Raw genomic sequence first — 25566 nt, 5'->3', positions numbered from 1 at the left:
TAATCACAATACAGGAATCGACAACAAGAGCTGCAAACAAATGAAAAAGAGAACACAAATTACTTTTCCGGATATTTCACATAAGAAACAGATGATAATATACACGTTCGACATTTACTTTGTAAAGCCTATATTAAAAGGTTTATTTATTATTCTTTTGAATCATTGCTTAATTTTATTAGTTTTGCAAAAAGCGATCGGTAATGGACATAGAAAAATTACATGGTACGGACCCTCGGTTATACCAACTCGTGGCACCGTTGGTAATGAGCATTCCCGTACTCCGGTACAATAACAACTATCCGTTCAAGACCTCCGTCCACCACAAATGGCTTGTGGCAACAGAGAAGGGAGTGGTGAAAGGTTTCATGCCTATTGACATAAAGAGTACGGGCGCCTGTATTGATAATTATTACGTATCAGGAGGCAATTCCTTGTTACTATCCGCCTTGATTGACTTCGCAAAAAAAGAATTTGCAGGGGAACAACCTCTTTTTGCCGTTTCCCACACCCGAGATGCAGAAACCTTCAAAACAAACGGTTTTATAGTTTCAAAAGAGTGGAAATTGTATATAAAAATGGTATATCCTCCAGCTTATGAGAATAAAAAAAAGTGTGTATGATGTCGTGCAAAACCGACTAGAACGAATTTTTTCTGATTTTGATAACGTGTACGTGTCTTTTTCCGGCGGCAAAGACAGCGGGGTTTTACTAAACCTCTGTATTGACTATATCCGTCAGCATAAACTAAAACGGAAACTGGGCGTTTTTCACATGGACTACGAAGTGCAGTACAACGAGACGATCCGGTACGTGGACCGCACGCTCGCCGATAACGCTGACTTGCTGGAAGTCTACCGGGTATGCATCCCGTTCAAAGTCTCCACGTGTACTTCCATGTACCAGCGTTTCTGGCGCCCGTGGGAAGACAATTTACGAGATCTGTGGGTCAGGGATATGCCCGAAATATGCTACCGCAAAGAAGATTTTGATTTCTACACAGAAGAGATGTGGGACTACGATTTTCAAGTCAAATTTGCAGAATGGTATCACCGGAAGAAAAACGCTCAACGTACTTGTTGCCTCATCGGGATTCGCACGCAAGAAAGCTACCATCGCTGGCAAGCCATCCACCGGGACAGGAATTACCACAGTTACAAGCACTTGAAATGGACTCACAAAGTAACAGCAAATATCTTTAACGCCTACCCCATATACGACTGGCTTACCACGGACATCTGGACCGCCAACGGAAAATTTCAATGGGACTACAACCACCTGTATGATCTCTACTATCAGGCAGGAGTTCCTCTTGAAAGGCAACGCGTAGCCAGCCCGTTTATCTCGCAGGCACTTTCCAGCTTGAAACTCTACCGGGCCATAGATCCGGACACATGGGGCAAAATGATTAACCGGGTCAACGGGGTCAACTTTACCGGGTTATACGGGGGTACTTCCGCCATGGGCTGGCAGTCCATCACCCTCCCGGAGAACATGACCTGGTCATCCTATTTTAAATTTCTCCTTTGCACGCTGCCGGAAGAGGCCAGAGAAAACTACTTGCACAAACTCTCCGTGAGCATGGAGTTTTGGCGAAACAAAGGCGGCTGTCTGGCAGAAGAGACCATCGCCAAACTCCGACGAATGGGAATCCCGATCTCGGTTAGCGAAACGACAAATTACAAGACAGATAAAAAGCCCGTGCGCATGGATTATCAGGATGATGTACGTATTCCGGAGTTCAAAGAACTCCCCACGTTCAAACGTATCTGCATTTGTATCCTGAAAAACGATCATGCCTGTAAATACATGGGGTTCGCCCCCTCGAAAGCCGAACGGGAACGCCGGGCCAAGGTGATGCAAAAATATAAATCTATCATGGAATCTTATGGAAGAATATAAAAGTCCCGTATACAACGTTATTTCCGTCCCGATTGATAAGGTAGTCGCCAACACCTATAACCCAAACGTGGTGGCTCCCCCGGAAATGAAACTATTGGAACTATCCATCTGGGAAGACGGTTACACGATGCCCTGCGTTTGTTACTACATCCCGGAAAAGGATATTTATGAACTCGTGGACGGTTTTCACCGCTACAAAGTCATGAAAACATCCCAACGAATATTCGAACGGGAAAAGGGATTGCTCCCCGTAGTCGTCATCAACAAAGATATTTCCAACCGCATGGCCTCCACCATCCGGCACAACCGGGCAAGAGGTACGCATAGCATCGAATTAATGACCGAAATCGTGGCCGAACTGACCAAAGCCGGAATGTCCGACACTTGGATCATGCGTAATATCGGAATGGATAAAGACGAATTACTACGCCTGAAACAAATCTCCGGGCTGGCAGAATTATTTGCCGACAAGGAATTTAGCCTGACAAGAGATGATTAGTTTATCTTCCAGTCCCCGATGTTTCTCTCCTTCGGGTCGAAATTGACACCGATTTTCATGAGTTTCCGCCCATCGACGGTATAGGGAATAAGATAACCCCGATCGTCAATCTGGGCGAGGGCTTGCTCTGCACTGCCGTCCAGCTTAAACTCGAAGACGTAAATGTAGTCGGCAGTTTTCACAACGGCATCGGCTCGTCCTTTGGCACTTCGCACTTCAGCTTCGGAGAATTGTCCCATGAGCTTGAAGACGAGGTAAAAAATGGTCTGATAATGACGTTCCGTGCGGTCGTTCAGCTCGTAGGAAATCCCAGCAAAGAAAGCTCGAAGGCGGGTGAGGAAGGCATCGGGATCACCTTCCCGTAGCTCCCGGATGAATTTACCGATATAGAAACTCGTGTCCGTTTCCTTAATCGGGGTATAGAACGGGGTAACAAAGTTGAGGAAACCGTATTTTACTTCCTCGTTGGGGAATCCCAATGTGTATATTTGAAATTCGTTATCGTATTTTTTGATAGTCAAGTAACCACTCTGGTAGATCATAGGAACAGGGTTATTGATGTCGGCCCGATCGTCAGTGAGTGATGCGGCAGAAACCTCTATACCGTCGAGTTCTCGCAGGTCAAAATCAGTCTTCTTCAGTATCTCGACAAGGAAGGTAGGAGTCCCGCTAGCGAACCAGAAATTATCGAACATGGTCGTATCAAGCACGTTAAGTATGCTGAACGGATTATAGACACCCACCATATCTCGGTAGTTGAAGTGATACCCGTCATACATACGGGTGAGACGTTCCATGCAAGCCTCCCCGTCGAGGTGGTTTGCCTCGGCCAATAACTTTAACTCCGGAACGAAGTTCGCACGTATCTCTTCACCAGTAAGGCCACAAAGCGTGGCGTATCGGGGATCGAGACTAATATCTTTAAGTTGATTGAGATTACTGAATATTCCCATCTGGGCAAACTTGGTTACCCCGGTGATGAAAACAAGACGCAACCACGGGTCGGCACTTTTTAGCACGGAATAGAATGCGGTCAGCGTGTCCCGGAAGGCTTTCTGCAAAGTCTCGTCATGAAAACTGTTGAGCAAGGGTTTGTCATACTCGTCAATCAAGACAACAACACCCCGTCCGGTCTTCTCATACGCTTTTCGAATGACTTCCATGAAACGACCGGAGTGAGTGATACCCTTCCCCCCGGTTTCATAAATCTCTTCCCAGTGCAGTAACTGCCGCTCCAACATATCGTGCAATCGATCAGGTGAATCGTATTTCTCAGCATTCAGGTCTAGGTGTAGCACAGCGTGAACGTTCCATTCCGTTTCCAACCGCTCAATGGCAAGACCCTTGAAAAGTTCTCGTTTGCCTAGGAAATAGGCCTCCATCGTGGAAAGCAACAAACTTTTACCAAAGCGCCGAGGGCGGCTGAGGAAATAGGGCTTCCCCATAGTCGCAAGACGATAGACAAACTCTGTTTTATCGACATACACGAAGTCATTTTGACGAATGTACTCGAAACTCTGTATGCCGATAGGCATCTTGCGAGGAAGGGATAATATTTGATTCATGAACGTTCTCTTTACTTTTATTTAGGCAAAGTTACGAAAAACTTATTTATAAAGTTCATGGTTCATAAAGTTTATAAGCCCCATCCGGAGTATCTAGCCCATTTGTTCGCCCGTCGTTATTCCTTTGTCTACCGATGGACTAAGATAAAAACATAGCATCTTCATAGCATGAACATAGCAAGAACAATCTTCCATGTACTTGCCGTGTTCCTGTGATGTAATTGTTTGGTATTTGTCCTAGCCCATCCCTAGCCATACCCTAGGGCAATGACAAGGCAGCAATGATCAAATCGTTTCAAAGTATTTCACCAACTTATCATGAGGCACGGAAACACAGATACGGGAATAATTCTTCGCATACTCCTGCCGGGTTTTCGTGAAGAAAGAAAGTGATACGGCACCGATATAGTGTTCCAGCAACTCCTCCTCACCACGATTCACGATCACGAAAATGCCTCGTGGCGTGGTTCCATGATAAAATTCTTCCGCCAGCAAGCCTCTCGCCCGCAAATACTCGATATTCAATGCTATATCCCGGGTAGTACGCTCTTTAAATGCCGTCACGGCCTTTTTCCCTTCCGGCGTTGTCAGCAAGCGTAACACGAGTTCCTGTGCAAAACCGTTAATCCCGTTCGTGTTATACATCACCCTCACCTCCAATTCATCATGCAACTCCTTGTTACACGTGTGGATAAACCCAAGTCGCTGGCCACTCAACCCGACCGACTTGCTAAAGCTTTCCGTGATAATCACGTTATCCAGATTCATCAGACGTGTGTAGTAATCATCCGAAGCATCCATAAACAACCGACGATAGGGACAATCATAAAAAATCACCACCCCGGCATCATTCAACGCCCGAATAATATTCAATTGTTCCTCGTCATCATGTTTGTCTCCCAGCGGGTTACTCGGATCACTAATTAACACGGCATTTCCCCGCAAACGATCGATCATCGGGAGTAAATCCGCCTGACTGTCATATCCTTCGCTCTCCACTGAACGAATCTTGAGCATTTTGAAATAACATCCCCAATAATACGAGGGCAGGAATAACTTCCCGATATTCACGGTCTGCGCCACGAGATCAAGGGCATGCATTCCCCCTGCCGTAATTAATATATTATCCGGCGAAGACTTTCCGGCAAAAAACTCCTCGTTAATTGCCGCTCGTAAGTCCGGACGCCCGGCTCCATGCGGGTACACCTGTATCTCCGGAGAATTAAAGTTTATCGATTTCACGACTTCTGTCAAGTCGATATTTACCACTTGATTCACACCCCGGTTCAAGGGCAAATACTCCTTCCCACTCTTCTGGGAAAGTTCTTTCAGCGTCTCCCCGATTTGCACGATACGGGAAAGAGCGGCCCCACTCTTGTTTATTTTCATCGCAATCCAGCGTTTTTAATTATCGTTCTGTTTCAATCGTTCGTTAATCAAATCCCTGTATTCGTAATAAAGGTCTTCCAGCAAAGGCATCTTCTCGGCAAAGAAAGCGTATATCCGCTCGTGATCCTCCACCCGGTAAAGGTTCACCCCCCGCAACTCGAAATAAATCGCGCTGATCTCCTGCCCCTCGATCCCGGTATACTCCTCTTCCCACTTCAACTCATCACCGCACTCCGCCCGAAATAACGTCTGGTAAGATAACATACACTCGTACACCTCGAACCGACGTAACTCATTTTTATGGTCTATTTGGAATAACACGAGAGCCTTCTCCCGGTCCGCGTAAAATTTTAACTGCGTGGATCGTATCTTCACCCCCGTGAGTACCCATTTCCGGTAAATATGTTTCCGCTTGCAATAGCGCTTGAAACCTTCCCAGAATTTCACCCGAATCTCTTTTGCCTCTTCTTTCGTGAACACCTCTGATAAATTAAAATTAGTATGCAGGGACAACCCCGCAAATATAGCAAAAATTGCAAAGTATTTCATATATTTGCGGGAGTGATAAAGTTTAAGGTTCATAAAGTCCATAAGGTCTATAAAGTTTATAAAGTCAATGAACCCTTGCGGGCGTTTGGTCCACGATAGTCCAAGTTGCCGTTAAACACCGTCCGAAGGACACCCGTCACTTTAGACCTTATGAACTTTATGAACTTTATAAACCCATTATTTATGTTGACATTAAAATACTATCAAGATAAAATCGAGGCAGGATGTGACGAGGCCGGGAGGGGATGTCTGGCAGGACCGGTTTTCGCGGCAGCGGTAATCCTTCCTGAAGACTTTTCCAACGAAATGCTTAACGACTCGAAACAACTCTCTGAAAAGAAACGGGATGAATTGCGCACGATCATTGAACGGGAAGCCCTCGCGTGGGCCGTGGCCAGCGTGGATAATAACGAAATCGACAAAATCAACATCCTCAACGCCTCCATCGAAGGGATGCATCGGGCGCTGGCACAACTAAGTGTCACCCCGGAACATATTCTGATTGACGGCAACCGGTTCAAACCCTACCGGAACATCGAACACCATTGCATCGTAAAAGGGGACGGGAAATACATGGCTATCGCGGCAGCCTCCATTCTGGCCAAAACACACCGGGACGAATACATGAAAAAATTGCATGAAGAGTACCCCGTTTACGACTGGATCAGCAACAAAGGCTACCCGACCAAAAAGCACCGGGAAGGCATTTTGCTCCATGGAGTTACCTCTTATCATCGACAAAGTTTCACGTTGCTCGACCCGCAACTAAAACTAGATTTCGATCACTAAAAATAACAAATGGTACGATAGTTGTTACCCCTCAATAGAGGTTAACTTTTAGTTTTTAACTTTTAATTTTTAACTTAATCCTATGCCCGTAATCAATTCCATCATATCCATGTTCTCGACCAAAAGGTTGGCACAAATCGATTTCTTCAAAGAAAACCCGATTCAGGTGCAACGAGACACGTTGGTTGAATTACTTCGCAGAGCCGCTGACACGGAGTACGGACTGAAATATGATTTCGACTCTATTTTGACGGCAGAACAATACCGGGAACGCCTGCCCATCATTCACTACGAAGAGCTGGCCCCCTATTCAGAGCGATTAATGAACGGCGAGCAAAACCTGTTATGGCCGGAACCCATCACGTGGTTTGCCAAATCGTCAGGCACAACAGCGGCAAAAAGCAAGTTTATCCCGGTCAGCAAAGAATCTTTGGAAAGCTGCCATTTCCGAGGCGGTAAGGATGTTATCTCCATTTTCAATAAACTATACCCGGATGCACAAGTATTCAACGGGAAGACCTTGGCTCTAGGGGGAAGTAGCGAAATATCCAAGACAAACAACAACTGCCGTTACGGAGACTTGTCCGCCATATTAATCTCCAACACCCCGTTCTGGGCCAACATGATGAAGACCCCCGACCAATCGATCATGCTCATGAGCGAATGGGAAGAAAAGATTGAAAAGATATGCGACACCACAATCAAAGAAGATGTACGTAGTCTCGCGGGGGTACCCTCTTGGTTCCTCACGCTCATCAACCGGATTCTGGAACGCACGGGAAAAAGCAACCTTCACGAAGTATGGCCCAACCTGGAACTATTCATTCACGGTGGCATAAACTTCACCCCCTACCGGGAACAATACAAACGCCTGTTGCCCGACCCGAAAATGAAATACATGGAAACCTACAACGCATCGGAAGGATTCTTCGGATTACAGGATGATCCCGGCGACTCGTCTATGCTGTTAATGCTGGACTATGGCGTTTACTATGAATTTGTTCCGATCAGCGAACTGACGAAACCGCATCCCCGGGCTCTTCTATTGGAAGAAGTAGAAACCGGGGTGAACTACGCTCTTGTTATTTCCACGAATGGTGGATTATGGCGCTACATGATCGGTGATACGATTATGTTCACCTCTACCCGTCCTTACAAATTCAAAATCACGGGACGCACAAAGTTATTTATCAACGCTTTCGGGGAAGAATTAATTATCGACAACGCCATCGAGGCCCTAAAACAGACCTGCGAAAAAACCGGTGCCACGGTAATGGCCTTCACGGCCGCCCCGGTATTCATGGAGGATGGTAAAAAAGGAGCCCACGAATGGATTATCGAATACGGGACTCCCCCCGCAGACTTGGAAAACTTTGCCAATATCCTTGATACAGAACTGAAAAAAGTAAATTCCGACTACGAGGCCAAACGCTACAAAGATATGTCTCTTCAACGATTAATCCTTCACACGGCTCGTCCGAACCTCTTCAATGACTGGCTGAAAGAAAAAGGAAAACTTGGCGGACAGAATAAAGTGCCACAGTTATGGAACGACCGCACGCACATCGATGAATTACTAAAAATGAATCAAGGATAAGATTCAGATAATGAATCCCTCGCCGACAAAGCAAGAAAAAGTTTATAATAATTATAAACTTTTTCTTGTTTTAGCCCGTATCTTTGTAAAAAATTCACACACATATGAGAAAAACAACTATTTTAATGATGATCGCCGTGACGCTTGGCTTCTCCGGCTGTAAAAGTAACAGCGGAGACAAAGCGCAACTGACTGCCAACGAATGGCAACTGAAAGAGATGACCACCACAAAGGGGAAAACCACTCTTCCGCAACGAGTACCCACCCTCATGCTGACCGACACCAATACGATGTACGGATTCTCCGGGTGTAACCGATTTTTCGGAAGATACTCCACGGAAGGTAACACCATCAAGTTAGAACCGGGTGGAAGTACCATGATGGCTTGTCCGGATCTCCAATTCGAGCATGAATACATTCAGACTTTGGCTGCCATGACCTCGTACAGCATTGCAAACAAAGAATTGAAATTAACGGATAAAGACCGGAAACAAACTCTTGTTTTCGTGCCTAAAACAGAAGAAAAAGTAATTGGTGTCGCAAACGACGCCCACGGATGTAACGGTGCGGCAGGCTACACTTGGTCTGAAGCTAGAAAAGACTGTATCCGCCTGTTCGAATCCGGTGTTCGTATGAACCCGGTTAACGATCCGCAAGCCACGCTTTCCACCTTCATCGTGTTCTCCACCGATTCCACGTTGGCCGAAGTATTTATTCCCAACATGGAAAACCACCCGCTACTGAACAGACGTGAACTACCGAAAGGCGGTTATGCATGGAACGTGGAAGATGACGACACCTATAACGTAAGGCAAGTAAACGGACAATGGGTCATCGAACAACGCGGTGAAACATTGTACACAGAAACCCCAGAAAGCGTGATTAACGTGGTATTCCAAGGCGGTGACGGTAAAACCAAAATGCTATACCAAGTAGAAGTAACCTTCTACCCCGCGGAAGAACTGGCAGTCGTGACACTTGACGACCAGACCTACGAGCTACCGCAGCAACGCATGGCTTCCGGTTTCATGTACAAAAACGATCAAGTAAGCCTGATGGGAAAAGGGAAAGAAGCCGAATTAACCCTCCCCGACGGAAAAGTATTGAAACTACACGAAAAGAAGTAGGAAATGAGTTCGTAAAGTTTATAAGGTTCATAAAGTTTATAAAGTGACGGGTGTCCTTCGGACAATACTTACGGCAGCTCAAGCTACCGCAGACAAAGCGCCCTGAAGGGGTTCAAGGACCTTATAAACTTTATGAACCTTACAAACTTTATAACTTAATAATCAGCACCGTCACGTAAGCCGAAACCCCCTCTTCTCTCCCCTCAAAGCCCAGTTTCTCCGTCGTGGTAGCCTTGATGGTTATCTCATCTACATCAATCCCCATAATTTCAGACAAACACTCCCGCATCTCCAAGGTCCGCATTTTAATTTTCGGCCTTTGCAGGCATATCACGCAATCAATATTACCGATAACAAATCCCTTGTTCTCAATCATATCGATCACCTTCTTCAATAGAATTTTACTATCAATACCCTTGTAAGCGGGGTCCGTATCCGGGAAATATACCCCAATATCATCCAGCCCGGCAGCTCCCAAAAGTGCATCACATATCGCGTGAATCAACACATCCCCATCCGAATGGGCCACGCACCCTTTTTCATGCTCCAGTTTAATCCCTCCTAACCAAAAGTCCAGTCCCGGCTCCAGCCGATGGACATCGATCCCTATACCTGTTTTTATTTTCATTGTAATAATATTATTATCCTGCAATATTAATGAAAAAACCGTTCATGGTTCATTTATTTTTATAAATTTGTCACTCTGATCGGATATTATGAAAAGATGAAAGAGCTTGAATCAATATATAATTCTTTTCTGGCAGGTAGCCGGATTACAACAGACTCCCGAGAGGTAAAAACAGGAGATATATTCATTGCCTTAAAGGGTGAAAATCACAACGGTAACACCTTTGCAGAGAAAGCCGTGGCCCAAGGAGCGAAACACGTCGTTATTGATGAGGCCGCCTACAATACGGCTCCCCAATGCGTACTCGTTCCCGACACCCTGCGATTCCTACAACAACTGGCCAACCACCACCGCCGGAAATTGAACATCCCCATCTTGGGAATCACCGGGACAAACGGCAAAACCACCACGAAAGAATTATGTCACGCCGTTCTTTCCAAAAAATATAATACCGTTGCCACGAAAGGCAATTTAAACAACCATATCGGTGTACCCCTCACCCTGTTAAGCATGGATGCCTCCACGGAATTCGGTATCGTGGAAATGGGGGCCAACCATCCGGGGGAAATAAAAGAATTATGTAAGATTGTTGAACCGGACTACGGTATCATCACGAACATCGGGTACGCCCACTTGGAAGGATTCGGGAGTTACGAAAATATCATCCAAACCAAAAGAGCCCTTTATGAATCCGTGAAGGAAAAATCGGGAATTTTATTCGTGAACGGGGAGGATAAATTGTTGTGCCAACTATCGGAAGACCAAAAAAGATACACCTATGGCATCGACGGACATTTCACGAACGGGGAAGTCGTTCAGACCACCCCTTACCTCGTGTATGCCTTGAAAACCCATCACGGACAACTATACATCCGGACGAAACTCATCGGGGGATATAACTTTGACAACGCCATGGCAGCCACTACGGTAGGAACATATTTCAATATCGATCCTCTACAAATACAGGCCGCCATCGAGGCTTACACCCCCTCCAACCTTCGCTCGCAATTACTGAAAACGGAACGCAACACGATCATTCTGGATGCCTACAACGCTAACCCGAGCAGTATGCAAGTCGCCATTTCCAATTTCGGGGAAATGAAAGCAGACAACAAATTACTGATTATCGGGGAAATGCGTGAACTGGGAGCCATTTCCGAAGAGTCCCATAAAAACATCGTGGAACTCATGAAGAAAAACAACTTTCCCCAGGTATTCCTCGTGGGACCGAGTTTTGAATCCATCGCAAATAACTATACCTTTACGCGTTACTTCCCCGACACGGACACGCTGATCGAGTATCTCAAAGCGAACGAGATCCGCCACGCTTTTATCCTGATAAAAGGTTCGAGGGGAAATAAACTGGAAAGGATTACAGAATACTTATAAAACAACAGACCATGAACGACAGAGTTGTCATCATACCGACCTATAACGAAAAAGAGAATATCGAAAACATTCTCCGTTATGTTTTTAAACTGGAACCGAAGTTTGATGTGCTCGTGATAGAGGACAACTCTCCCGACGGCACGGCCCAGATTGTAAAACGTCTGCAATCCGAGTTCCCACAACTTCACATGATCGAACGTAAAGGAAAGCTAGGACTCGGAACGGCCTATATCACCGGATTCAAATGGTCTCTGGAACACGGGTATAACTACATCTTCGAGATGGACGCGGATTTCTCACATAACCCCGATGATCTGGTCAAATTGTATCACGCCTGCGAAAGCGGGGAAGGCGATATGGCGATCGGTTCCCGTTACGTTACAGGTGTTAACGTCGTGAACTGGCCCATGGGACGGGTTCTCATGTCCTATTTTGCCTCCAAATACGTAAGATTCATCACGGGCATGAAAGTACATGATGCCACAGCCGGATTCGTTTGTTACACCCGGAAAGTCTTGGAATCCATTGACCTCGACAACATCCGTTTCAAAGGCTACGCCTTCCAGATCGAAATGAAATTCACAGCGTGGACCTTGGGATTCAAGTTGAAAGAAGTCCCCATCATTTTCACAGACCGTACCCTCGGCACGTCCAAAATGAGCGGAGGCATCTTCAACGAGGCCTTTTGGGGTGTCATCACGATGAAACTCCGGAGCTTGGGAAAACGTAAGAAAATTGAAAATGGAGAATGGAGAATGGAAAATTAAGCTACCCCCTCTAACTCCCCCTTACACAGGGGGAGGATGTGCCGCAGAGGAACATTGAAGCGCCTTCTCGCGTTCGTTTCTCCCCTTGTGCAAGGGGGAGCCAGAGGGGGTAGTTAAAGCGTCAGCCTCGTGCGGCCGGAATCTAAAATTTAAAATCTAAAATCTAAAATCAATATGCGTATATTACTTCAAGGCGGAACTATCATAAACGAGGGGAGAACCTTCAAAGGGGATCTCCTGATTCACAACGATCGTATCGAGAAAATCATAGAAGGCGAATTGGATTCAGTTCCCGGGGACATCAAAGTTATCGATGCCACGGGGAAATATATTATACCGGGAGTGATTGACGATCAAGTACACTTCCGCGAACCCGGTCTCACGCACAAAGGAGACATCCGGGAAGGTAGCCGGGCGGCAGCAGCCGGGGGCGTGACCTCTTTCATGGATATGCCTAACGTGAAACCTCCCACCGTAACCAACGAGTTACTCCGGGAAAAACAACAGATTGCCAAGGAAAATTCGGCTGTCAACTACTCGTTCTACCTCGGTGCTACCGTTGACAATATCGACGAGATTAAAAAGGTCGATCCGCACACGACTTGCGGCATTAAAGTTTTCATGGGTTCCTCCACGGGTAATATGCTGGTGGATAGTCTGGAGGCCTTGGAAAAGATATTTGCCGAATCCCCCATTCTTATCGCAACCCATTGCGAGGATTCGCCCACGATAGACCGTAACTTGGAACTATACAAGCAACAATACGGGGAAGACATTCCTCCTTTCTGCCATCCTTTGATCCGCAGCCGGGAGTGTTGCTACACCAGCTCTTCGCTGGCAGCCGAGCTGGCACGTAAACACAACAGCCGCCTGCACATACTTCATTTAAGCACGAAAGAAGAACTGGAATTACTAGATCAAGGTCCCCGCACCCAAAAACACATCACCGGGGAAGTATGCGTTCACCATCTTTGGTTCAATGATCAGGCCTACCACACCAAAGGCAACCTCGTCAAGTGGAATCCTGCCATCAAAACCGAAGAGGATCGGCAAGCCCTGTTACAAGCCTTGAATGACAACCGTTTGGACATCATCGCCACGGATCACGCTCCCCATCTCCCGGAAGAAAAAGCCGGAGTGTACACCAAATCAGCCAGCGGTGGCCCGATGGTACAACACTCGCTGACCGTCATGTTAGAACTCATGGAGAAAGGCCAGATCACGCTTGAAAACATCGTGGACAAAATGTGTCATGCCCCTGCCGACATTTTCCATGTCGAAGAAAGAGGCTACCTGCGGGAAGGCTACAAGGCTGACATCGCTATTTTCGAAAAACACCCGTGGACCGTGAAGAAAGAAAACTTACTTTACAAATGCGGCTGGTCACCACTCGAAGATATGTCCTTTACCTACCGGGTAAGCATGACGCTCGTGAACGGGCAAATCGTGTACGATCATGGTAAGATCAATGACGATGTGCGCGGGGAAATGCTGACGTTCTATTAATCTACAAAACCAAAAGCACACAGGCCGCAATGAACAACAGGAACAACACGTTCCCCAGCCAACGGGTTCGGTGTGAAATAAAATATTGAGTAAACATATAAGATAACGGGATCGCTGTAATCAAGGTGATCCCGTGACAATTAAACGGGATAAAAAACAAAGAACTCCCCACGAAAAGCAACATGGACAACATCGACAACATACCCCGCCGTTGCGCCACGATCGCCATCGGGTAGTTCACCACAACATTATACAAGGATACAACGATCAGCACACCGATCACGACAAAAGCAACCACTTTCTCAGGCATTATTTTCCAGAACACTTGTCCGCTTGTCAATGCCTGTACGAACACATCCGGTAATGTTGCCAACCGATCCGTCAAGAAGTAATAACATCCCGTGAAAAATAACGCGGAAAAGATCCCGATAAACAGCGCCACTAAATCCTTCAACGCCGCCCTTCCCGAAAAAGGTAGGACGATAATCGCCCAAACGATCAGCATGATCAATTTCGGGCAAAGCAAAACCGCCAGCGTGGAAAAAAGCCCGAAACCAAACACCGGCGAGTTGGATTGCGTGTTCACGATGGCCGATTGCAAACGAGCCACAGCCAACACGACACACAAGGCTGCCACCAGATAATTACTCACCCCGTAACGACAAATCACCCCGATACACAACAAGGCATAAACCACGGCCGGGAGAACCGTGATATGGGACAAAAACTTATACCGATCGGCAACAAAGAATACCAGAAACGACAAGCACAACAAAGCCAGTACCCCAATTTCCTTCCACCACAAACCGCCTTGTTCCTGGAAAGCAGGAATGGAAATAACGCCCAAATCCGGACAAACGGAAAAATCATCCGGCCCGAAAGTAAAACGTAGAAATGCAATTGCTGCCAAAATAAATGGCAGCAAATACAGCATATAAACCCTCTTGGTTTTTAAAATGGCGTTAAATCTCATCATCCACCATTTTACAAATCAAAACCTATATCTCTTCTGAAATTCATCCCGTCGAAATGAATCTTGGCCACGTTCTCGTAAGACTGGGCCAAAGCCTCCCGCATTGTCTTCCCGAACGAACTCACGGCAATCACGCGTCCCCCGTTCGTCACGACCTTCCCGTCTGCCAACTTCGTCCCCGCATGGAACACGATACTCCCCTTCACGTCCGGTACACCCGTGATCTCCTTTCCTTTCTCGTAATCCCCGGGATACCCTTGAGAAACAAGCATCACGGTCGTACAGAAACGATCATCCAGTTCGAACGCCGCCTGTTCCAGCTCCCCCTTGGCCATCGCCTCGAAAAGAGACAAAATATCCGTTTTCAATCTCGGCATCACCACTTCCGTCTCCGGGTCTCCCATACGCACGTTATACTCGATCACGTAAGGATCACCACCAACATTCATTAGGCCGAAAAAGACAAATCCTTTGTAGTCAATCCCGTCTTTTTGTAATCCCTCGATCGTGGGGCGCACCACCCGCTCTTCCACCTTCCGGTTGAACTCTTCATTGGCAAACGGCACCGGAGAAACGGCACCCATACCACCCGTGTTCAACCCCATATCACCCTCACCAATACGCTTGTAGTCTTTGGCAGAACCCAATATTTTATAACTTCTCCCATCCGTCAGCGCGAACACGGAAAGCTCTATACCTTTCAAATACTCCTCGATCACCACCTGATTCCCGGCCTTCCCGAACTTTCCTCCCAACATCAACTCCAACTCCCTCTTCGCCTCTTCCAAATTATCCAGAATCAACACGCCTTTCCCGGCTGCCAACCCGTCCGCTTTCAACACGTAAGGCGGTTTCAACGTCTCCAAAAAAGCAAACCCTTTTTCAAGATTATCCTTCGTCACCGTCAAATAACCGGCTGTCGGGATATGGTGGCGGAACATAAATTCCTTCGCAAAATCCTTACTTCCTTCCAGAATAGCACCCGCTTTTCCCGGTCCCACGATCATCAGTCGGGCAAAACGAGCGTCTGCCTCAAAATAATCCCGAATACCCTCCACCAGAGGATCTTCCGGTCCGACAACCAGCATATCGATAGCGTTATTCTCCACGAAAGTCGCCAACGCCTCGAAATCCGTTACCTTGATATTTACATTTTCAGCTATCTCTGCCGTCCCGGCATTTCCCGGAGCAACATATAACTTTGTTAATCTTTCACTCTGATTTATTTTCCACGCCAACGCATGTTCGCGTCCACCGCTACCCAATAATAATACTTTCATCCTATTTTAGTTACAAGTTTACAAGTTACAGGTTACAAGTTGAATCCCGACACGTTCATCGGCAGGTGCGTTATTATTCCCAAGAACTTGTAACTTGCAACCTGTCAACTTGTAACTCGGCCTTGCCGAATGCACAAAGATAAGGCTTTAGCATAAATCATAAATCATAAATCACAAATAAATTTGGAGTAATTGACGGATTTCTATAACTTTGTTAAAAATCAAGGCCATGAACAGATACACTACCAATGGCGAAGAGGGAGAAATTCTCCCGAATTTACTCGGAATCACGGACGAAGAGACTCTTCATAATGCGGAGTTCGAAGGCTTCTTGATGGCGGAAATCTTGTTCACGGAAAAGCTAACGCCCAAGACAAAATTTTCAGTCAAATACATCTGTGACATTCACCGTACGGCGCTAAAAGAACTCTACTCCTTTGCCGGGCGTTTCCGTTCCGTCAACATTTCCAAAGGCGGATTCGTGTTCCCGGCCGGAAGATTTATCCCGGATAGTATGCGCATTTTCGAAGAAGAAATTCTTTCCCAACTCCCTGATCACTACACCAGTCAACAAGCTCTGATAAAAGACATCGCCAAAGTACACGGTGAATTACTCTTCATCCACCCGTTCCGGGAAGGCAACGGCAGAACATCCCGTATTCTCGCCAACCTCATGGCACGAAAACAAGGTTATCCCGGCTTAAACTTCAAAAGGATTGATTTTAATGAATATATTATCGCTGTTCAGCAAGTAGCACGAAAAGACTACTCCAGAATGGAGCAGATTATCGCTTACACATTTTAAGCTTCAAATCCACCCGCTCCAAAATAGTATAAGCAGTTTCTTGGGAAATCTTTATCCCTTCCAGTTGAAACGAGGTAATCATTCCTTGCAAAATCTCTTCCCGAACCGTGGCATTTTTTACAAGCTGCGGCATCTTTTCTTTTATTTTTTCCATATTACAAATATACGACTTTTCCCCTTATTATCAAAGCAATTCAGCCACAAATTCCCCTCTTTTTAACCTGAAACTTGCAACCTGCAACCACCCTGAGATCACCTCCACGTTTCCTCCACCGTGTAATTCAAAAAGCGATTAAAAGGCTGCATCAGTAAAAGTCGCTCCACACACCGTTCAACCACGTCCTCCCCCTCGAAAAACGAATCGGGAACATAATTCGATACCGTGTAAGATTTGTATTTCAACAAATCCCCTTCCGGAAAATCGGCAGGAAAAGGTGCAGGCACCTTTTTCAACTTCTCCCCCTCCAACACGTAATGTTTTTGGAACTCCGCATCCCGGATAATTCCCGTAAACTCATCTATATTATCATACACGTCTTTCCGCAAAGCCTTCAGCAACGATGGTTCCGGACACCAAATTCCACCCCCTATCATACAATTCCCCGGTTCTATATGCACGTAATATCCCGCCCGGGGACTTTGCTTACCACCCTTCACCATGTATGCCCCGATATGCGTCTTATAAGGTTCCTTATTGGGTGAAAACCGGACATCCCGGTAAATTCTGAAAATACAATCTTTCGCCGTCAACCCATCTACCTCCGGCTCCGTCACAGCCAATGCCGGAATTACCCGGTTAATGAAATCCTCATGTCCGGCCTTTACAGCCAAATACCACTCCTTATGCGCATTAAACCACTCCCGGTTATTATTCTCCCTCAGCTCTTCCAAAAACCGGAACACTTCCGCCATTGAAAAGTTACAAGTTACAGGTTCTTTCATTTTCAATTCTCCATTTTCAATTTTCAATTTCTCGGCACCCATTTCACCTCTTCCAGCCCACAATCCTTTGCCAGCTTACGCCCTAGCACGAACAAATAATCGGAAAGGCGATTCACATACCGCACGATAATATCCTCCACCTCTATTTCCTCGCTCATATCAATAATCCGGCGTTCCACCCGACGGCAAACCGTACGGGCAATATGACAAGCCGACACCTCCGGCCGTCCTCCCGGCAACACAAAATATTGCAGTGGCGGCAACTCCTCGTCCATCTTGTCTATCGCCCTCTCCAAAAAAGCCACGTCCTCATCCGTGCAAGGCAATTTTTTCTGCATATTACTCACCGCCGTGTCCGTCGCCAAGTTTGCCCCGACCACGAACAACACGTTTTGAATCTCGATCAACTGTTTCACGCTCTCCCCATCAATCGGGTACGACCGAATCATCCCCAAATGACTGTTCAACTCGTCAACACCTCCGTAAGCCTCTAACCTCACGTTATTCTTTGCCACCCGGGTTCCCCCGATCAAAGCCGTCGTCCCCTTATCTCCTGTTTTCGTGTAAACCTTCATACTAATTTTAAATTTTAGATTCCAACCGCACAAACCCTACCCCTTCCATTCTAACTTTTAGCTTTTAACTTTTAGCTTTTAGCTCTTAACTTTTAACTTAAATAATCACATTATACCTTCCCTTCTGCAATCTCGTGTCAAAGAACACGACCCCGTACCACATCATGTCGATCGAAACCGTTCCCTCCTGCCTCAATTGTCTCCATGCCAAAGAATTGAAGCGCCCCTTGTAAATATCTTTAATCACTATACATAGCGGGCCTCGCCTGCGCACTCGCAAAACCTCTTCCCAAGTTTCATCCCAATCCTCCTCGAACGCTCTCCCCAAGAAAACCATATCGATCTCGCGACCTTTCAAATCTCCCGGCTTCACCTGTTCCGTGTACTCGCCCCCCGGACAAGCACGTCCCCCGTTCAACAACACCATCTGTTTCGAAACAGCCGCCAGATACATGGAAACCCACGGCGATCGAACCCCGACGCACAGCACATTCCGGTAAGAAAAATATTCTGCCAAACGAAAAAGCAAACGATACAATTTCCGCTCTTTCTCCCGAATATTTCCCTTCGATTCAATTCGTTCAAAATCGTAATAAACCGCTTTTTCCTTTATTACATTCGTGATCAAATCAAAAACGAACGGGGAATGTACCCCGTATCCCCTTTTATGTCGAAAACGAATGGCATGTTTAAATCGTTGTTTTAAATAATTATACATCTCCCGGTAAACTGTCTGTCCAAATTATTTATTCCACGAAATTAAAATTTATTCCCGATATGCTCAACTAAAGTCATCTATTTTTTTTACTTTCGTTCGAGAAATGAACCATCGAAAACTTGTATTTTGGAACTGGCAGGACTGAACATAAAATTCGTACCGGGTGTTGGAGAGAAAAGAGCCTCGTTGCTGGAGCAGGAAATGGGCATCCAAAGCTACGAGGATATGCTCTATTACATCCCCTACAAATACATTGACCGGACCCGTGTCTACACGATCCGGGAACTTACATCAGACCTCCCCTACATTCAGGTAAAAGCTAAAATCACGAACCTCACGTCCGTCGGCGTGGGCAAACAGACGCGCATGGTCGCCACGGCCTACGACGGAACCGGGGAATTGGAACTCGTGTGGTTCACGGGCCACAAATACCTCTCCAGCCAGATCACCCCTGACAAGGAGTACCTGATTTTCGGCAAGCCCACCATCTTCAACCACAAGATGAACATCGTCCACCCGGAAATGGACCTGTACGAAACGAGTGCCAAGCAACTCGTGGGTTTCCAAGCCATCTACCCGACCACGGAGAAGATGAAAAAAAGTTACCTGACCTCCCGGCTGATCAACAAGATACAAGCGAACATTTTCAAAGCTATCAACGGCAGGATTCAAGAAACCCTCCCGGCATGGTTCATCAAAAAACACAACTTGATCTACCTGCACGAGGCTTTGCACAACATCCACTTCCCGGAAAACCCGGATATGCTCCGCAAGGCACAATACCGGCTTAAATTTGAAGAGCTGTTCTACATTCAGCTCAACATACTGAAACTAAAATTCAACCGCAAGGCAGCCTTCCAAGGCCATCTCTTTACCACGGTCGGGGATTATTTCAACAATTTTTACCACAATCACCTACCCTTTCCTCTGACCGACGCGCAGAAACGGGTTATCAAAGAAATCCGTTCCGATTGCGGTTCCGGCAAGCAAATGAACCGCCTGTTGCAGGGAGACGTGGGAAGCGGCAAAACCCTTGTCGCCGTGATGTGTATGCTGATCGCCCTCGACAACGGTTACCAAGCCGCCATCATGGCCCCGACGGAGATTCTCGCCACCCAACATTACGAAACCATATCCGGGCTTCTGAAGGACACCCCGATCAGCGTCGGCCTACTCACAGGTTCCACCAAGAAAAAAGAAAGGGAAATCATTCACGAGGCCCTGTCCGACGGACGTCTGCAAATCTTGATCGGGACTCACGCTCTACTGGAAGACGTGGTGAATTTTAAAAACGTGGGACTTGTCGTTATCGACGAGCAGCATCGTTTCGGAGTTGCCCAGCGAGCTAAACTGTGGCAAAAGAACACGATTCCCCCACACATGCTGGTCATGACGGCCACTCCCATTCCCCGGACTCTCGCCATGACCCTCTACGGCGATCTAGATGTATCGGTGATCGACCAACTTCCTCCCGGCCGGAAACCTATCACCACACATCATGCATTCGAGGCAAGACGCCTGCAAGTCTATAAATTCATCCAGAAAGAACTGGAACTCGGTAGGCAAGCCTATATCGTGTACCCCATGATCTCCGAATCGGAAAAGATGGATTACCGAAACCTAGAAGAAGGCTATGAACACGTGATGAGTTATTTTGCCCCCCTAGGGTACACGGCGGACATCGTTCACGGGAAACTCAAACCGACAGAGAAAGAGGAACACATGAGGCGTTTCGTATCGGGAGAAACCCGTATTCTCGTGGCAACCACCGTGATCGAAGTCGGGGTGAATGTTCCCAATGCCTCCATCATGGTCATTGAAAGTGCCGAACGTTTCGGACTATCCCAATTGCACCAGCTACGCGGGCGTGTAGGACGGGGAGCCGAACAATCATACTGTATTCTGATGACCTCCTACAAACTGTCTAACGAGTCCCGTAAAAGGATCGAGACCATGACCTCCACGAATGATGGCTTTGAGATTGCCGAAGTCGATTTAAAACTACGCGGTCCGGGAGACATCGAAGGAACACAACAAAGCGGGTTGACTTGCAACCTGAGAGTTGCCAATCTCGGTAAGGACGGGCGTATCCTGAACGAGGCAGCCCAAGCGGCCACGATTATTCTGGAAGACGATCCCCTCCTACAAAAAGAAGAGAATCAAACCTTTGCCACCCAAGTCAAACGTCTTTTCAAAACTAAAATCAACTGGAGATATATCAGTTAAAACCCCAAAAACAGTTACGTCTCCATTTTCACTATCATCCAAGTACCCCGCCCGTTCAACCCAACAATCCAAGCAGAACAAGCCTAAGACGATGGGAGTCAGCGACCAAGCAATGGCATATTTCATAATAATGAATAGATCTGTTCCGGACGAATACCGTCATGAACCTTATAGATACCTTATAGAAACCTTATATGAACCTTATATATAATAAGGTTCATAAAGTATATTTACAATTTAATTAAAATACTATATTCGGTATTCATCCGAATTTTATCAGTTAGTATAAATGCATTTTTTATTCACGTCCCCATTTACAGGCGACGAACTCTCCCTTTACCTTCAACATGCCAATACAAAAACGGCGAATAGATTCCCGTTATCACGCAACAAAAAGGCACAAAAAAAAGGACGCCCGAAGACGTCCTTTCATTATCTGAACCGAAAAAAATTAGTCGATAGCTACAACAGCTTTCATCATCTTTTTCGTGTTTTTCATCAACTTAGCCTTGTTCTGACCATCCATTAAATACCAAGATTCTTCTTCCGGGAAATATTGGAATTCAGCAACAGCATCAGTCTCTTCACTTGCAACTACCATCTTATTCAAAGATTTAGTTACATGGTAAGGATGTCCGGCGTACATTACTTGACCTTCTTCCACGTCTCCGGCTTTCATGGCAACCGGATTCTGGCCACCCCAGAACTCGATAGAGTTGAAGATCAAGACATCACCCAAGCAGCACAACTCGTATGCCGGAAGGATACACAATCCCAAGAATACTAACTCGTTCACGAATTTAGCGTTAGACACTTGTCCGTTCCAGTTATGTAACTTAGAAGTCAAAGAAAAAGAACCATAACATCCTGTGAAAGCCACTGATGACACCGCGATCATCACAACAGCAATCATTTGATTAAAACTTTTTTTCATAACCTATGCTTTAAATTTAATTAGTTTTACGAAGGTAACGCTTTTTGTTACGAAACTAAAGCACTTTTTGTTATTTTTTCTTGTAGAATTTTTTCGGAGCAATCATTAATTCCGGACGGAGCACGTTATCCAGCTCTTCTTTCGTCAATAATTTTTCTTCCAAAACCAAGTCGTAAACACTTCTGTTTTCTGTTAAAGCTCTCTTGGCGATACGAGATGAATTTTCGTAACCTAAAGTCGGGTTCAAAGCAGTAACGATACCGATACTGTTCATCACCATATCTTTACAACGGTCAACGTTAGCAGTGATGCCGTCTATACACAAGATTCTCAAACGATCCATAACCTTGGTCAACATCTGCATGGAGTTGAACAAAGCGTAAACGATTACCGGCTCCATCACGTTCAATTCCAACTGACCAGCCTCAGCAGCCATCATCACGGTCGTATCGTTACCAATCACGCGGAAACAAACCTGGTTAACCACTTCCGGGATAACCGGATTCACTTTACCCGGCATGATAGAAGATCCCGGTTGCATCGGAGGCAAGTTGATCTCGTTCAAACCACATCTCGGACCACTGGACAACAAACGCAAATCGTTACATACTTTAGACAATTGAACGCAGAAACGTTTCAATTCTGAAGAGTAAGACACGCAAGCACCCGTGTCAGGAGTTGCAGCAATCAAGTTCGGAGCCAGAACGAACTCTTCACCACTGATGATGCGAAGTTCGCGAGCGCAGATTTCAGCGTATTCCGGTTCTGAGTTGATACCTGTACCGATAGCCGTAGCACCCATATTCTCTACCAAGAACAATTTAGCAGCCGCATTCAAACGCTCGATATTTTCTTCCAACGTGTAAGCGTATGCCTCGAACTCTTGGCCCAAAGTCATCGGAACGGCATCCTGAAGTTGGGTACGCCCCATTTTCAACACGTGTTCGAATTCTTTTGCTTTTCTTCTGAAAGAATCAACCAACAATTTAATTTCAGCTACCACTTCTTTATTGGTCAGGATAATTGCCAAGTGGAATGATGTAGGATAAGCGTCATTCGTTGATTGAGAAAGATTCACATGATTATTCGGGTGGCAATATTGGTATTCACCTTTCTGATGTCCCAACAGTTCCAAAGCACGATTGGCAACGACCTCGTTGATATTCATATTCGTGGAAGTTCCGGCTCCACCTTGAACCATATCTACCGGGAACTGGTCAGCCAACTTACCATCGATGATTTCCTCGCAAGCTGCGGTGATGGCATTTGTAATATCAGCAGGAATCAATCCCAATTCAAAGTTTGCTTTTGCAGCAGCCCATTTCACCATAGCCAAAGCCTTCACGTAGTTCGGGAACATTCCGATCGTGTAATTACTGATACCAGCAAAGTTCTCGATAGCTCTCAAAGTTTGAACGCCATAATACGCATCCATTGGCACTTCTTTGTTGCCTAGTAAATCATGTTCTATTCTTGTTTTCATAACTTTATAGATTAATTATTTCCAAATACGTTTGAATTTCTTTCAAGTTTCACCCGATCGTTAAAAACAATAACTAAATGTCTCTCGTCCATAACAAACGACCCGAAGAAAATTAATCCGGCAAAGGTATAAAGTTAATAGTATAAAGCCAAATTTTAACCCATAATTTACGCTCCGTTTTTAGAAATACATATCTCTAAAAATCAATCATATATACAAATATTTAACAAAATAAAGCTCGCCGCAATCCTTTTTTACAAACGTTTTCGATAACAGAGGTAAACTTACCCCTCGTCATCGATAAGATTTATCACGATTTTTGCCAGTGACGAACGGTATTTCTCCTCGGCATAAGGCGTATGTTTCCCTTTAACATCATACCAAATAACGACTTCTCCCCCTACTCCTTTTTCCGGGAAAAACATCATTTCACCCGATTCCGGGTCGTATTTCCATTTCCCGACACCCTCTTCTTCATATTCGAACACGCCATTCCCCAGACAATGTTTCTCATCGATCCACATTCTAAAGCTCGTTAAATCAAGATTATCATAACTGGCATTCGGTCGGTCCCCACCAAGCTGGTAAGCCACGTCGTTATCCAAAGGACGTACGATAACGGGACCACGGCGATGGTCATAAATATCATCCTCAGAACTAGCCCCGTACAAGGGGGTTATTCGTAGATTCCGGATAATATTCGTGTAAGCCGTGAGCTGCCCCGTCGATGCCATGAAACCGATCACCAGTTTCGAAGGTCTTTCAAGCGCCAGCTCGGTTTGGGGTGGATTCGAATAATAAACTACCGTGGGATATTCACCGGCAACAAGTTGGAAAGGAAGGCCATTCTCGGTATATTGCAAAGAGGAGGGATAAGTGTAATCCTCAATCACGACCGTTTTTTCCGTTTCATGCTGGATGGTTACCGTGATCCGGAATCCACCCCCAACGATATTCGGCTCCAAGGCAATAATTGCTTTCCGGTAAGCACTTTCACCGGAATGATGAAATTCCTTTCCCCCGGCAATACAGAAAGGTTTATCGATTCTCGGTGTCACGTACTGTTCATATTCCCCGGTTTGGGTGTTCAACCTGAATCCGGCCTTGTTTCTCAACCCATCGGAATAAGGGTCTTCCAGGCCGGTCTTCTCGTTCCACCCCGTGTGGCGAGTGATGAGAACGGGAAAACCCCAGCGACCATCTTGTATTCGGTGAGTTTTTTGAGACGTGGTTATCACTTTTTCGTCCCTTCCCGCGGCTCCCCGAATCGTCACGTTACTCCGGGTATTATACGTTTCAGACTGAATATTAGCGATCCCGGCACTCCCGTACGGTATCCCGTTTCTCATTTCGTAATTGTCGAAACGCCAATTTTTAAAATGTCCCTGATCCAAAGCCACCGCAAGGTATCCTCCCTTAATCCCGGTAATCGAAGTTACACCATATCTAATATCCGTGTGTGCCGACCGTCGATGAGTATAACCAAACCCGGCCCCCTCAGCCCCGTATTTTAAGTTCGCACCTATATATTCATTCGTGGTCGCATCGACAAGAAACATACAAATACCATCTGTAACACCTGCCTCTCCCACGTTCGTGTACATCATAATATACTCGAACTCGATCAACAACCCGTCTTCCGTGGAGAAAATATATTCCGGTAAATAAAATGCCCCGATCTCTTCCTTACCTTCCGTTAATTGTAATCCCCAAACACTTTCTGCCGCTCGGTTCTTTCTCTTGTAGTTTCCTTTTGAATCCCAACCGGAAGCCCCGGGTTCATTGGGTTCGGGAAACGTGATTTTAGTCAGGTTACCATCTAAAAACGACCGGAAAAAAGGGAGTGGTCCTTCAAGGATCTGCGCCGATAAACCGGAACACATTCCCCACATAAACAAGCAAAAGAATAATCTCTTTACCATA

The 25566-nt window shown here is 46.0% G+C and carries 24 protein-coding genes; 11 read left to right on the top strand and 13 right to left on the bottom strand.

Annotated elements, in window-relative coordinates; genetic code table 11:
* The first annotated feature begins 203 nt into the window (after nucleotides 1-203).
* The 3 genes from F1644_RS17245 to F1644_RS17235 are packed head-to-tail and all read left to right on the top strand — an operon-like array spanning nucleotide 204 to nucleotide 2401.
* Nucleotides 204-623 (top strand): hypothetical protein, encoded by a 420-nt coding sequence (locus tag F1644_RS17245; protein WP_118304454.1) that lies wholly within the window; start codon nucleotides 204-206, stop codon nucleotides 621-623.
* Nucleotides 598-1902 carry a DUF3440 domain-containing protein gene (locus F1644_RS17240; RefSeq protein WP_087420925.1) on the top strand — a complete coding sequence of 435 codons (1305 nt, stop codon included), beginning with the start codon at nucleotides 598-600 and terminating at the stop codon, nucleotides 1900-1902. The genes F1644_RS17245 and F1644_RS17240 overlap by 26 nt, the downstream gene beginning before the upstream one ends.
* Nucleotides 1889-2401: an IbrB-like domain-containing protein gene (locus tag F1644_RS17235; RefSeq protein ID WP_087420924.1), complete on the top strand. Its 513-nt coding sequence runs from the start codon at nucleotides 1889-1891 to the stop codon at nucleotides 2399-2401. Before F1644_RS17240 ends, F1644_RS17235 begins: the two co-directional genes overlap by 14 nt.
* On the opposite strand, the gene F1644_RS17230 is transcribed toward F1644_RS17235, so the two are convergent.
* The 3 genes from F1644_RS17230 to F1644_RS17220 form a co-directional block, all read right to left on the bottom strand.
* A complete protein-coding gene (locus F1644_RS17230; RefSeq protein WP_118304455.1) occupies nucleotides 2398-3966 on the bottom strand; it encodes an ATP-binding protein in 1569 nt (522 codons plus the stop codon). The genes F1644_RS17235 and F1644_RS17230 overlap by 4 nt on opposite strands.
* Before the next feature lie 285 nt (nucleotides 3967-4251).
* Nucleotides 4252-5355: a pyridoxal phosphate-dependent aminotransferase gene (locus F1644_RS17225; protein WP_087420922.1), complete on the bottom strand. Its 1104-nt coding sequence runs from the start codon at nucleotides 5353-5355 to the stop codon at nucleotides 4252-4254.
* Nucleotides 5356-5370: 15 nt separating this feature from the next.
* Nucleotides 5371-5904: a DUF4268 domain-containing protein gene (locus tag F1644_RS17220; RefSeq protein WP_209279491.1), complete on the bottom strand. Its 534-nt coding sequence runs from the start codon at nucleotides 5902-5904 to the stop codon at nucleotides 5371-5373.
* A 183-nt stretch (nucleotides 5905-6087) separates the two neighbouring features.
* Between F1644_RS17220 and F1644_RS17215 the strand changes: the two genes are divergently transcribed.
* The 3 genes from F1644_RS17215 (at nucleotide 6088) to F1644_RS17205 (ending at nucleotide 9417) form a co-directional block, all read left to right on the top strand.
* Nucleotides 6088-6693 (top strand): ribonuclease HII, encoded by a 606-nt coding sequence (locus tag F1644_RS17215; protein WP_118304456.1) that lies wholly within the window; start codon nucleotides 6088-6090, stop codon nucleotides 6691-6693.
* 82 nt (nucleotides 6694-6775) lie between these two features.
* Nucleotides 6776-8290 (top strand): GH3 auxin-responsive promoter family protein, encoded by a 1515-nt coding sequence (locus F1644_RS17210; protein ID WP_087420920.1) that lies wholly within the window; start codon nucleotides 6776-6778, stop codon nucleotides 8288-8290.
* A gap of 104 nt (nucleotides 8291-8394) precedes the next feature.
* Nucleotides 8395-9417: an META domain-containing protein gene (locus tag F1644_RS17205; protein WP_229782372.1), complete on the top strand. Its 1023-nt coding sequence runs from the start codon at nucleotides 8395-8397 to the stop codon at nucleotides 9415-9417.
* A 148-nt stretch (nucleotides 9418-9565) separates the two neighbouring features.
* Here F1644_RS17205 and ispF read toward each other — a convergent pair whose 3' ends face one another.
* Nucleotides 9566-10045 (bottom strand): 2-C-methyl-D-erythritol 2,4-cyclodiphosphate synthase, encoded by a 480-nt coding sequence (gene ispF / locus F1644_RS17200; RefSeq protein WP_118304489.1) that lies wholly within the window; start codon nucleotides 10043-10045, stop codon nucleotides 9566-9568.
* A 96-nt stretch (nucleotides 10046-10141) separates the two neighbouring features.
* Here ispF and F1644_RS17195 point away from each other — a divergent pair, with 96 nt between their 5' ends.
* The 3 genes from F1644_RS17195 to F1644_RS17185 all read left to right on the top strand — a co-directional run bounded on the left by F1644_RS17195 (nucleotide 10142) and on the right by F1644_RS17185 (nucleotide 13707).
* Entirely contained in the window at nucleotides 10142-11434 is a 1293-nt protein-coding gene (locus F1644_RS17195; RefSeq protein WP_118304457.1) for a UDP-N-acetylmuramoyl-tripeptide--D-alanyl-D-alanine ligase, read from the top strand.
* 11 nt (nucleotides 11435-11445) lie between these two features.
* Nucleotides 11446-12201: a polyprenol monophosphomannose synthase gene (locus tag F1644_RS17190; protein ID WP_118304458.1), complete on the top strand. Its 756-nt coding sequence runs from the start codon at nucleotides 11446-11448 to the stop codon at nucleotides 12199-12201.
* A gap of 174 nt (nucleotides 12202-12375) precedes the next feature.
* A complete protein-coding gene (locus tag F1644_RS17185; RefSeq protein WP_118304459.1) occupies nucleotides 12376-13707 on the top strand; it encodes a dihydroorotase in 1332 nt (443 codons plus the stop codon).
* A gap of 1 nt (nucleotide 13708) precedes the next feature.
* Here F1644_RS17185 and F1644_RS17180 read toward each other — a convergent pair whose 3' ends face one another.
* Both F1644_RS17180 and purD read right to left on the bottom strand, forming a co-directional pair.
* Nucleotides 13709-14683: a hypothetical protein gene (locus F1644_RS17180; protein ID WP_140402579.1), complete on the bottom strand. Its 975-nt coding sequence runs from the start codon at nucleotides 14681-14683 to the stop codon at nucleotides 13709-13711.
* An 8-nt stretch (nucleotides 14684-14691) separates the two neighbouring features.
* Nucleotides 14692-15960, bottom strand: a complete 1269-nt coding sequence (gene purD, locus F1644_RS17175; RefSeq protein WP_118304460.1) for a phosphoribosylamine--glycine ligase — start codon at nucleotides 15958-15960, stop codon at nucleotides 14692-14694.
* A 229-nt stretch (nucleotides 15961-16189) separates the two neighbouring features.
* Here purD and F1644_RS17170 point away from each other — a divergent pair, with 229 nt between their 5' ends.
* Complete coding sequence (locus F1644_RS17170) at nucleotides 16190-16765, top strand: Fic/DOC family protein (RefSeq protein WP_087420914.1); 576 nt, start codon at nucleotides 16190-16192, stop codon at nucleotides 16763-16765.
* Here F1644_RS17170 and F1644_RS17165 read toward each other — a convergent pair.
* From F1644_RS17165 to F1644_RS17150, 4 genes are all read right to left on the bottom strand, one after another.
* Nucleotides 16746-16919: a hypothetical protein gene (locus F1644_RS17165; RefSeq protein ID WP_157232726.1), complete on the bottom strand. Its 174-nt coding sequence runs from the start codon at nucleotides 16917-16919 to the stop codon at nucleotides 16746-16748. The genes F1644_RS17170 and F1644_RS17165 overlap by 20 nt on opposite strands.
* Before the next feature lie 98 nt (nucleotides 16920-17017).
* Nucleotides 17018-17707 carry a DUF2461 domain-containing protein gene (locus F1644_RS17160; RefSeq protein ID WP_229782371.1) on the bottom strand — a complete coding sequence of 230 codons (690 nt, stop codon included), beginning with the start codon at nucleotides 17705-17707 and terminating at the stop codon, nucleotides 17018-17020.
* Nucleotides 17708-17730: 23 nt separating this feature from the next.
* Nucleotides 17731-18282 (bottom strand): cob(I)yrinic acid a,c-diamide adenosyltransferase, encoded by a 552-nt coding sequence (locus tag F1644_RS17155; RefSeq protein WP_087420913.1) that lies wholly within the window; start codon nucleotides 18280-18282, stop codon nucleotides 17731-17733.
* A 97-nt stretch (nucleotides 18283-18379) separates the two neighbouring features.
* On the bottom strand, nucleotides 18380-19000 hold the full coding sequence (locus F1644_RS17150) for a hypothetical protein (protein ID WP_118304461.1): 621 nt from the start codon (nucleotides 18998-19000) through the stop codon (nucleotides 18380-18382).
* Nucleotides 19001-19123: 123 nt separating this feature from the next.
* Between F1644_RS17150 and recG the strand changes: the two genes are divergently transcribed.
* Nucleotides 19124-21226 (top strand): ATP-dependent DNA helicase RecG, encoded by a 2103-nt coding sequence (gene recG, locus F1644_RS17145; RefSeq protein WP_118304462.1) that lies wholly within the window; start codon nucleotides 19124-19126, stop codon nucleotides 21224-21226.
* Nucleotides 21227-21677: 451 nt separating this feature from the next.
* Here recG and F1644_RS17140 read toward each other — a convergent pair whose 3' ends face one another.
* The 3 genes from F1644_RS17140 to F1644_RS17130 all read right to left on the bottom strand — a co-directional run bounded on the left by F1644_RS17140 (nucleotide 21678) and on the right by F1644_RS17130 (nucleotide 25565).
* Nucleotides 21678-22160, bottom strand: a complete 483-nt coding sequence (locus F1644_RS17140) for a DUF3332 domain-containing protein (RefSeq protein WP_087420910.1) — start codon at nucleotides 22158-22160, stop codon at nucleotides 21678-21680.
* A 70-nt stretch (nucleotides 22161-22230) separates the two neighbouring features.
* Nucleotides 22231-23643 carry an aspartate ammonia-lyase gene (gene aspA / locus F1644_RS17135; protein ID WP_087420909.1) on the bottom strand — a complete coding sequence of 471 codons (1413 nt, stop codon included), beginning with the start codon at nucleotides 23641-23643 and terminating at the stop codon, nucleotides 22231-22233.
* 284 nt (nucleotides 23644-23927) lie between these two features.
* Nucleotides 23928-25565 carry a hypothetical protein gene (locus F1644_RS17130; protein ID WP_118594359.1) on the bottom strand — a complete coding sequence of 546 codons (1638 nt, stop codon included), beginning with the start codon at nucleotides 25563-25565 and terminating at the stop codon, nucleotides 23928-23930.
* Between the last annotated feature and the right edge of the window lies 1 nt (nucleotide 25566).

Source organism: Butyricimonas paravirosa, assembly GCF_032878955.1.
GTDB lineage: Bacteria > Bacteroidota > Bacteroidia > Bacteroidales > Marinifilaceae > Butyricimonas > Butyricimonas paravirosa.
This window is presented reverse-complemented; position numbering and strand designations above follow the sequence as displayed.

Coding starts and splice junctions, on each gene's coding strand:
- F1644_RS17240 (WP_087420925.1), top strand. CDS start 598: ATGAGAATAAAAAAAAGTGTGTATGATGTCGTGCAAAACCGACTAGAA.
- F1644_RS17170 (WP_087420914.1), top strand. CDS start 16,190: ATGAACAGATACACTACCAATGGCGAAGAGGGAGAAATTCTCCCGAAT.
- ispF (WP_118304489.1), bottom strand. CDS start 10,045: ATGAAAATAAAAACAGGTATAGGGATCGATGTCCATCGGCTGGAGCCG.
- purD (WP_118304460.1), bottom strand. CDS start 15,960: ATGAAAGTATTATTATTGGGTAGCGGTGGACGCGAACATGCGTTGGCG.
- F1644_RS17245 (WP_118304454.1), top strand. CDS start 204: ATGGACATAGAAAAATTACATGGTACGGACCCTCGGTTATACCAACTC.
- F1644_RS17185 (WP_118304459.1), top strand. CDS start 12,376: ATGCGTATATTACTTCAAGGCGGAACTATCATAAACGAGGGGAGAACC.
- F1644_RS17140 (WP_087420910.1), bottom strand. CDS start 22,160: ATGAAAAAAAGTTTTAATCAAATGATTGCTGTTGTGATGATCGCGGTG.
- F1644_RS17235 (WP_087420924.1), top strand. CDS start 1,889: ATGGAAGAATATAAAAGTCCCGTATACAACGTTATTTCCGTCCCGATT.
- F1644_RS17130 (WP_118594359.1), bottom strand. CDS start 25,565: ATGGTAAAGAGATTATTCTTTTGCTTGTTTATGTGGGGAATGTGTTCC.
- F1644_RS17155 (WP_087420913.1), bottom strand. CDS start 18,282: ATGAAGGTTTACACGAAAACAGGAGATAAGGGGACGACGGCTTTGATC.
- F1644_RS17195 (WP_118304457.1), top strand. CDS start 10,142: ATGAAAGAGCTTGAATCAATATATAATTCTTTTCTGGCAGGTAGCCGG.
- F1644_RS17205 (WP_229782372.1), top strand. CDS start 8,395: ATGAGAAAAACAACTATTTTAATGATGATCGCCGTGACGCTTGGCTTC.
- F1644_RS17220 (WP_209279491.1), bottom strand. CDS start 5,904: ATGAAATACTTTGCAATTTTTGCTATATTTGCGGGGTTGTCCCTGCAT.
- F1644_RS17225 (WP_087420922.1), bottom strand. CDS start 5,355: ATGAAAATAAACAAGAGTGGGGCCGCTCTTTCCCGTATCGTGCAAATC.
- F1644_RS17230 (WP_118304455.1), bottom strand. CDS start 3,966: ATGAATCAAATATTATCCCTTCCTCGCAAGATGCCTATCGGCATACAG.
- F1644_RS17180 (WP_140402579.1), bottom strand. CDS start 14,683: ATGATGAGATTTAACGCCATTTTAAAAACCAAGAGGGTTTATATGCTG.
- F1644_RS17150 (WP_118304461.1), bottom strand. CDS start 19,000: ATGTATAATTATTTAAAACAACGATTTAAACATGCCATTCGTTTTCGA.
- F1644_RS17165 (WP_157232726.1), bottom strand. CDS start 16,919: ATGGAAAAAATAAAAGAAAAGATGCCGCAGCTTGTAAAAAATGCCACG.
- aspA (WP_087420909.1), bottom strand. CDS start 23,643: ATGAAAACAAGAATAGAACATGATTTACTAGGCAACAAAGAAGTGCCA.
- F1644_RS17210 (WP_087420920.1), top strand. CDS start 6,776: ATGCCCGTAATCAATTCCATCATATCCATGTTCTCGACCAAAAGGTTG.
- F1644_RS17190 (WP_118304458.1), top strand. CDS start 11,446: ATGAACGACAGAGTTGTCATCATACCGACCTATAACGAAAAAGAGAAT.
- F1644_RS17215 (WP_118304456.1), top strand. CDS start 6,088: ATGTTGACATTAAAATACTATCAAGATAAAATCGAGGCAGGATGTGAC.
- F1644_RS17160 (WP_229782371.1), bottom strand. CDS start 17,707: ATGAAAGAACCTGTAACTTGTAACTTTTCAATGGCGGAAGTGTTCCGG.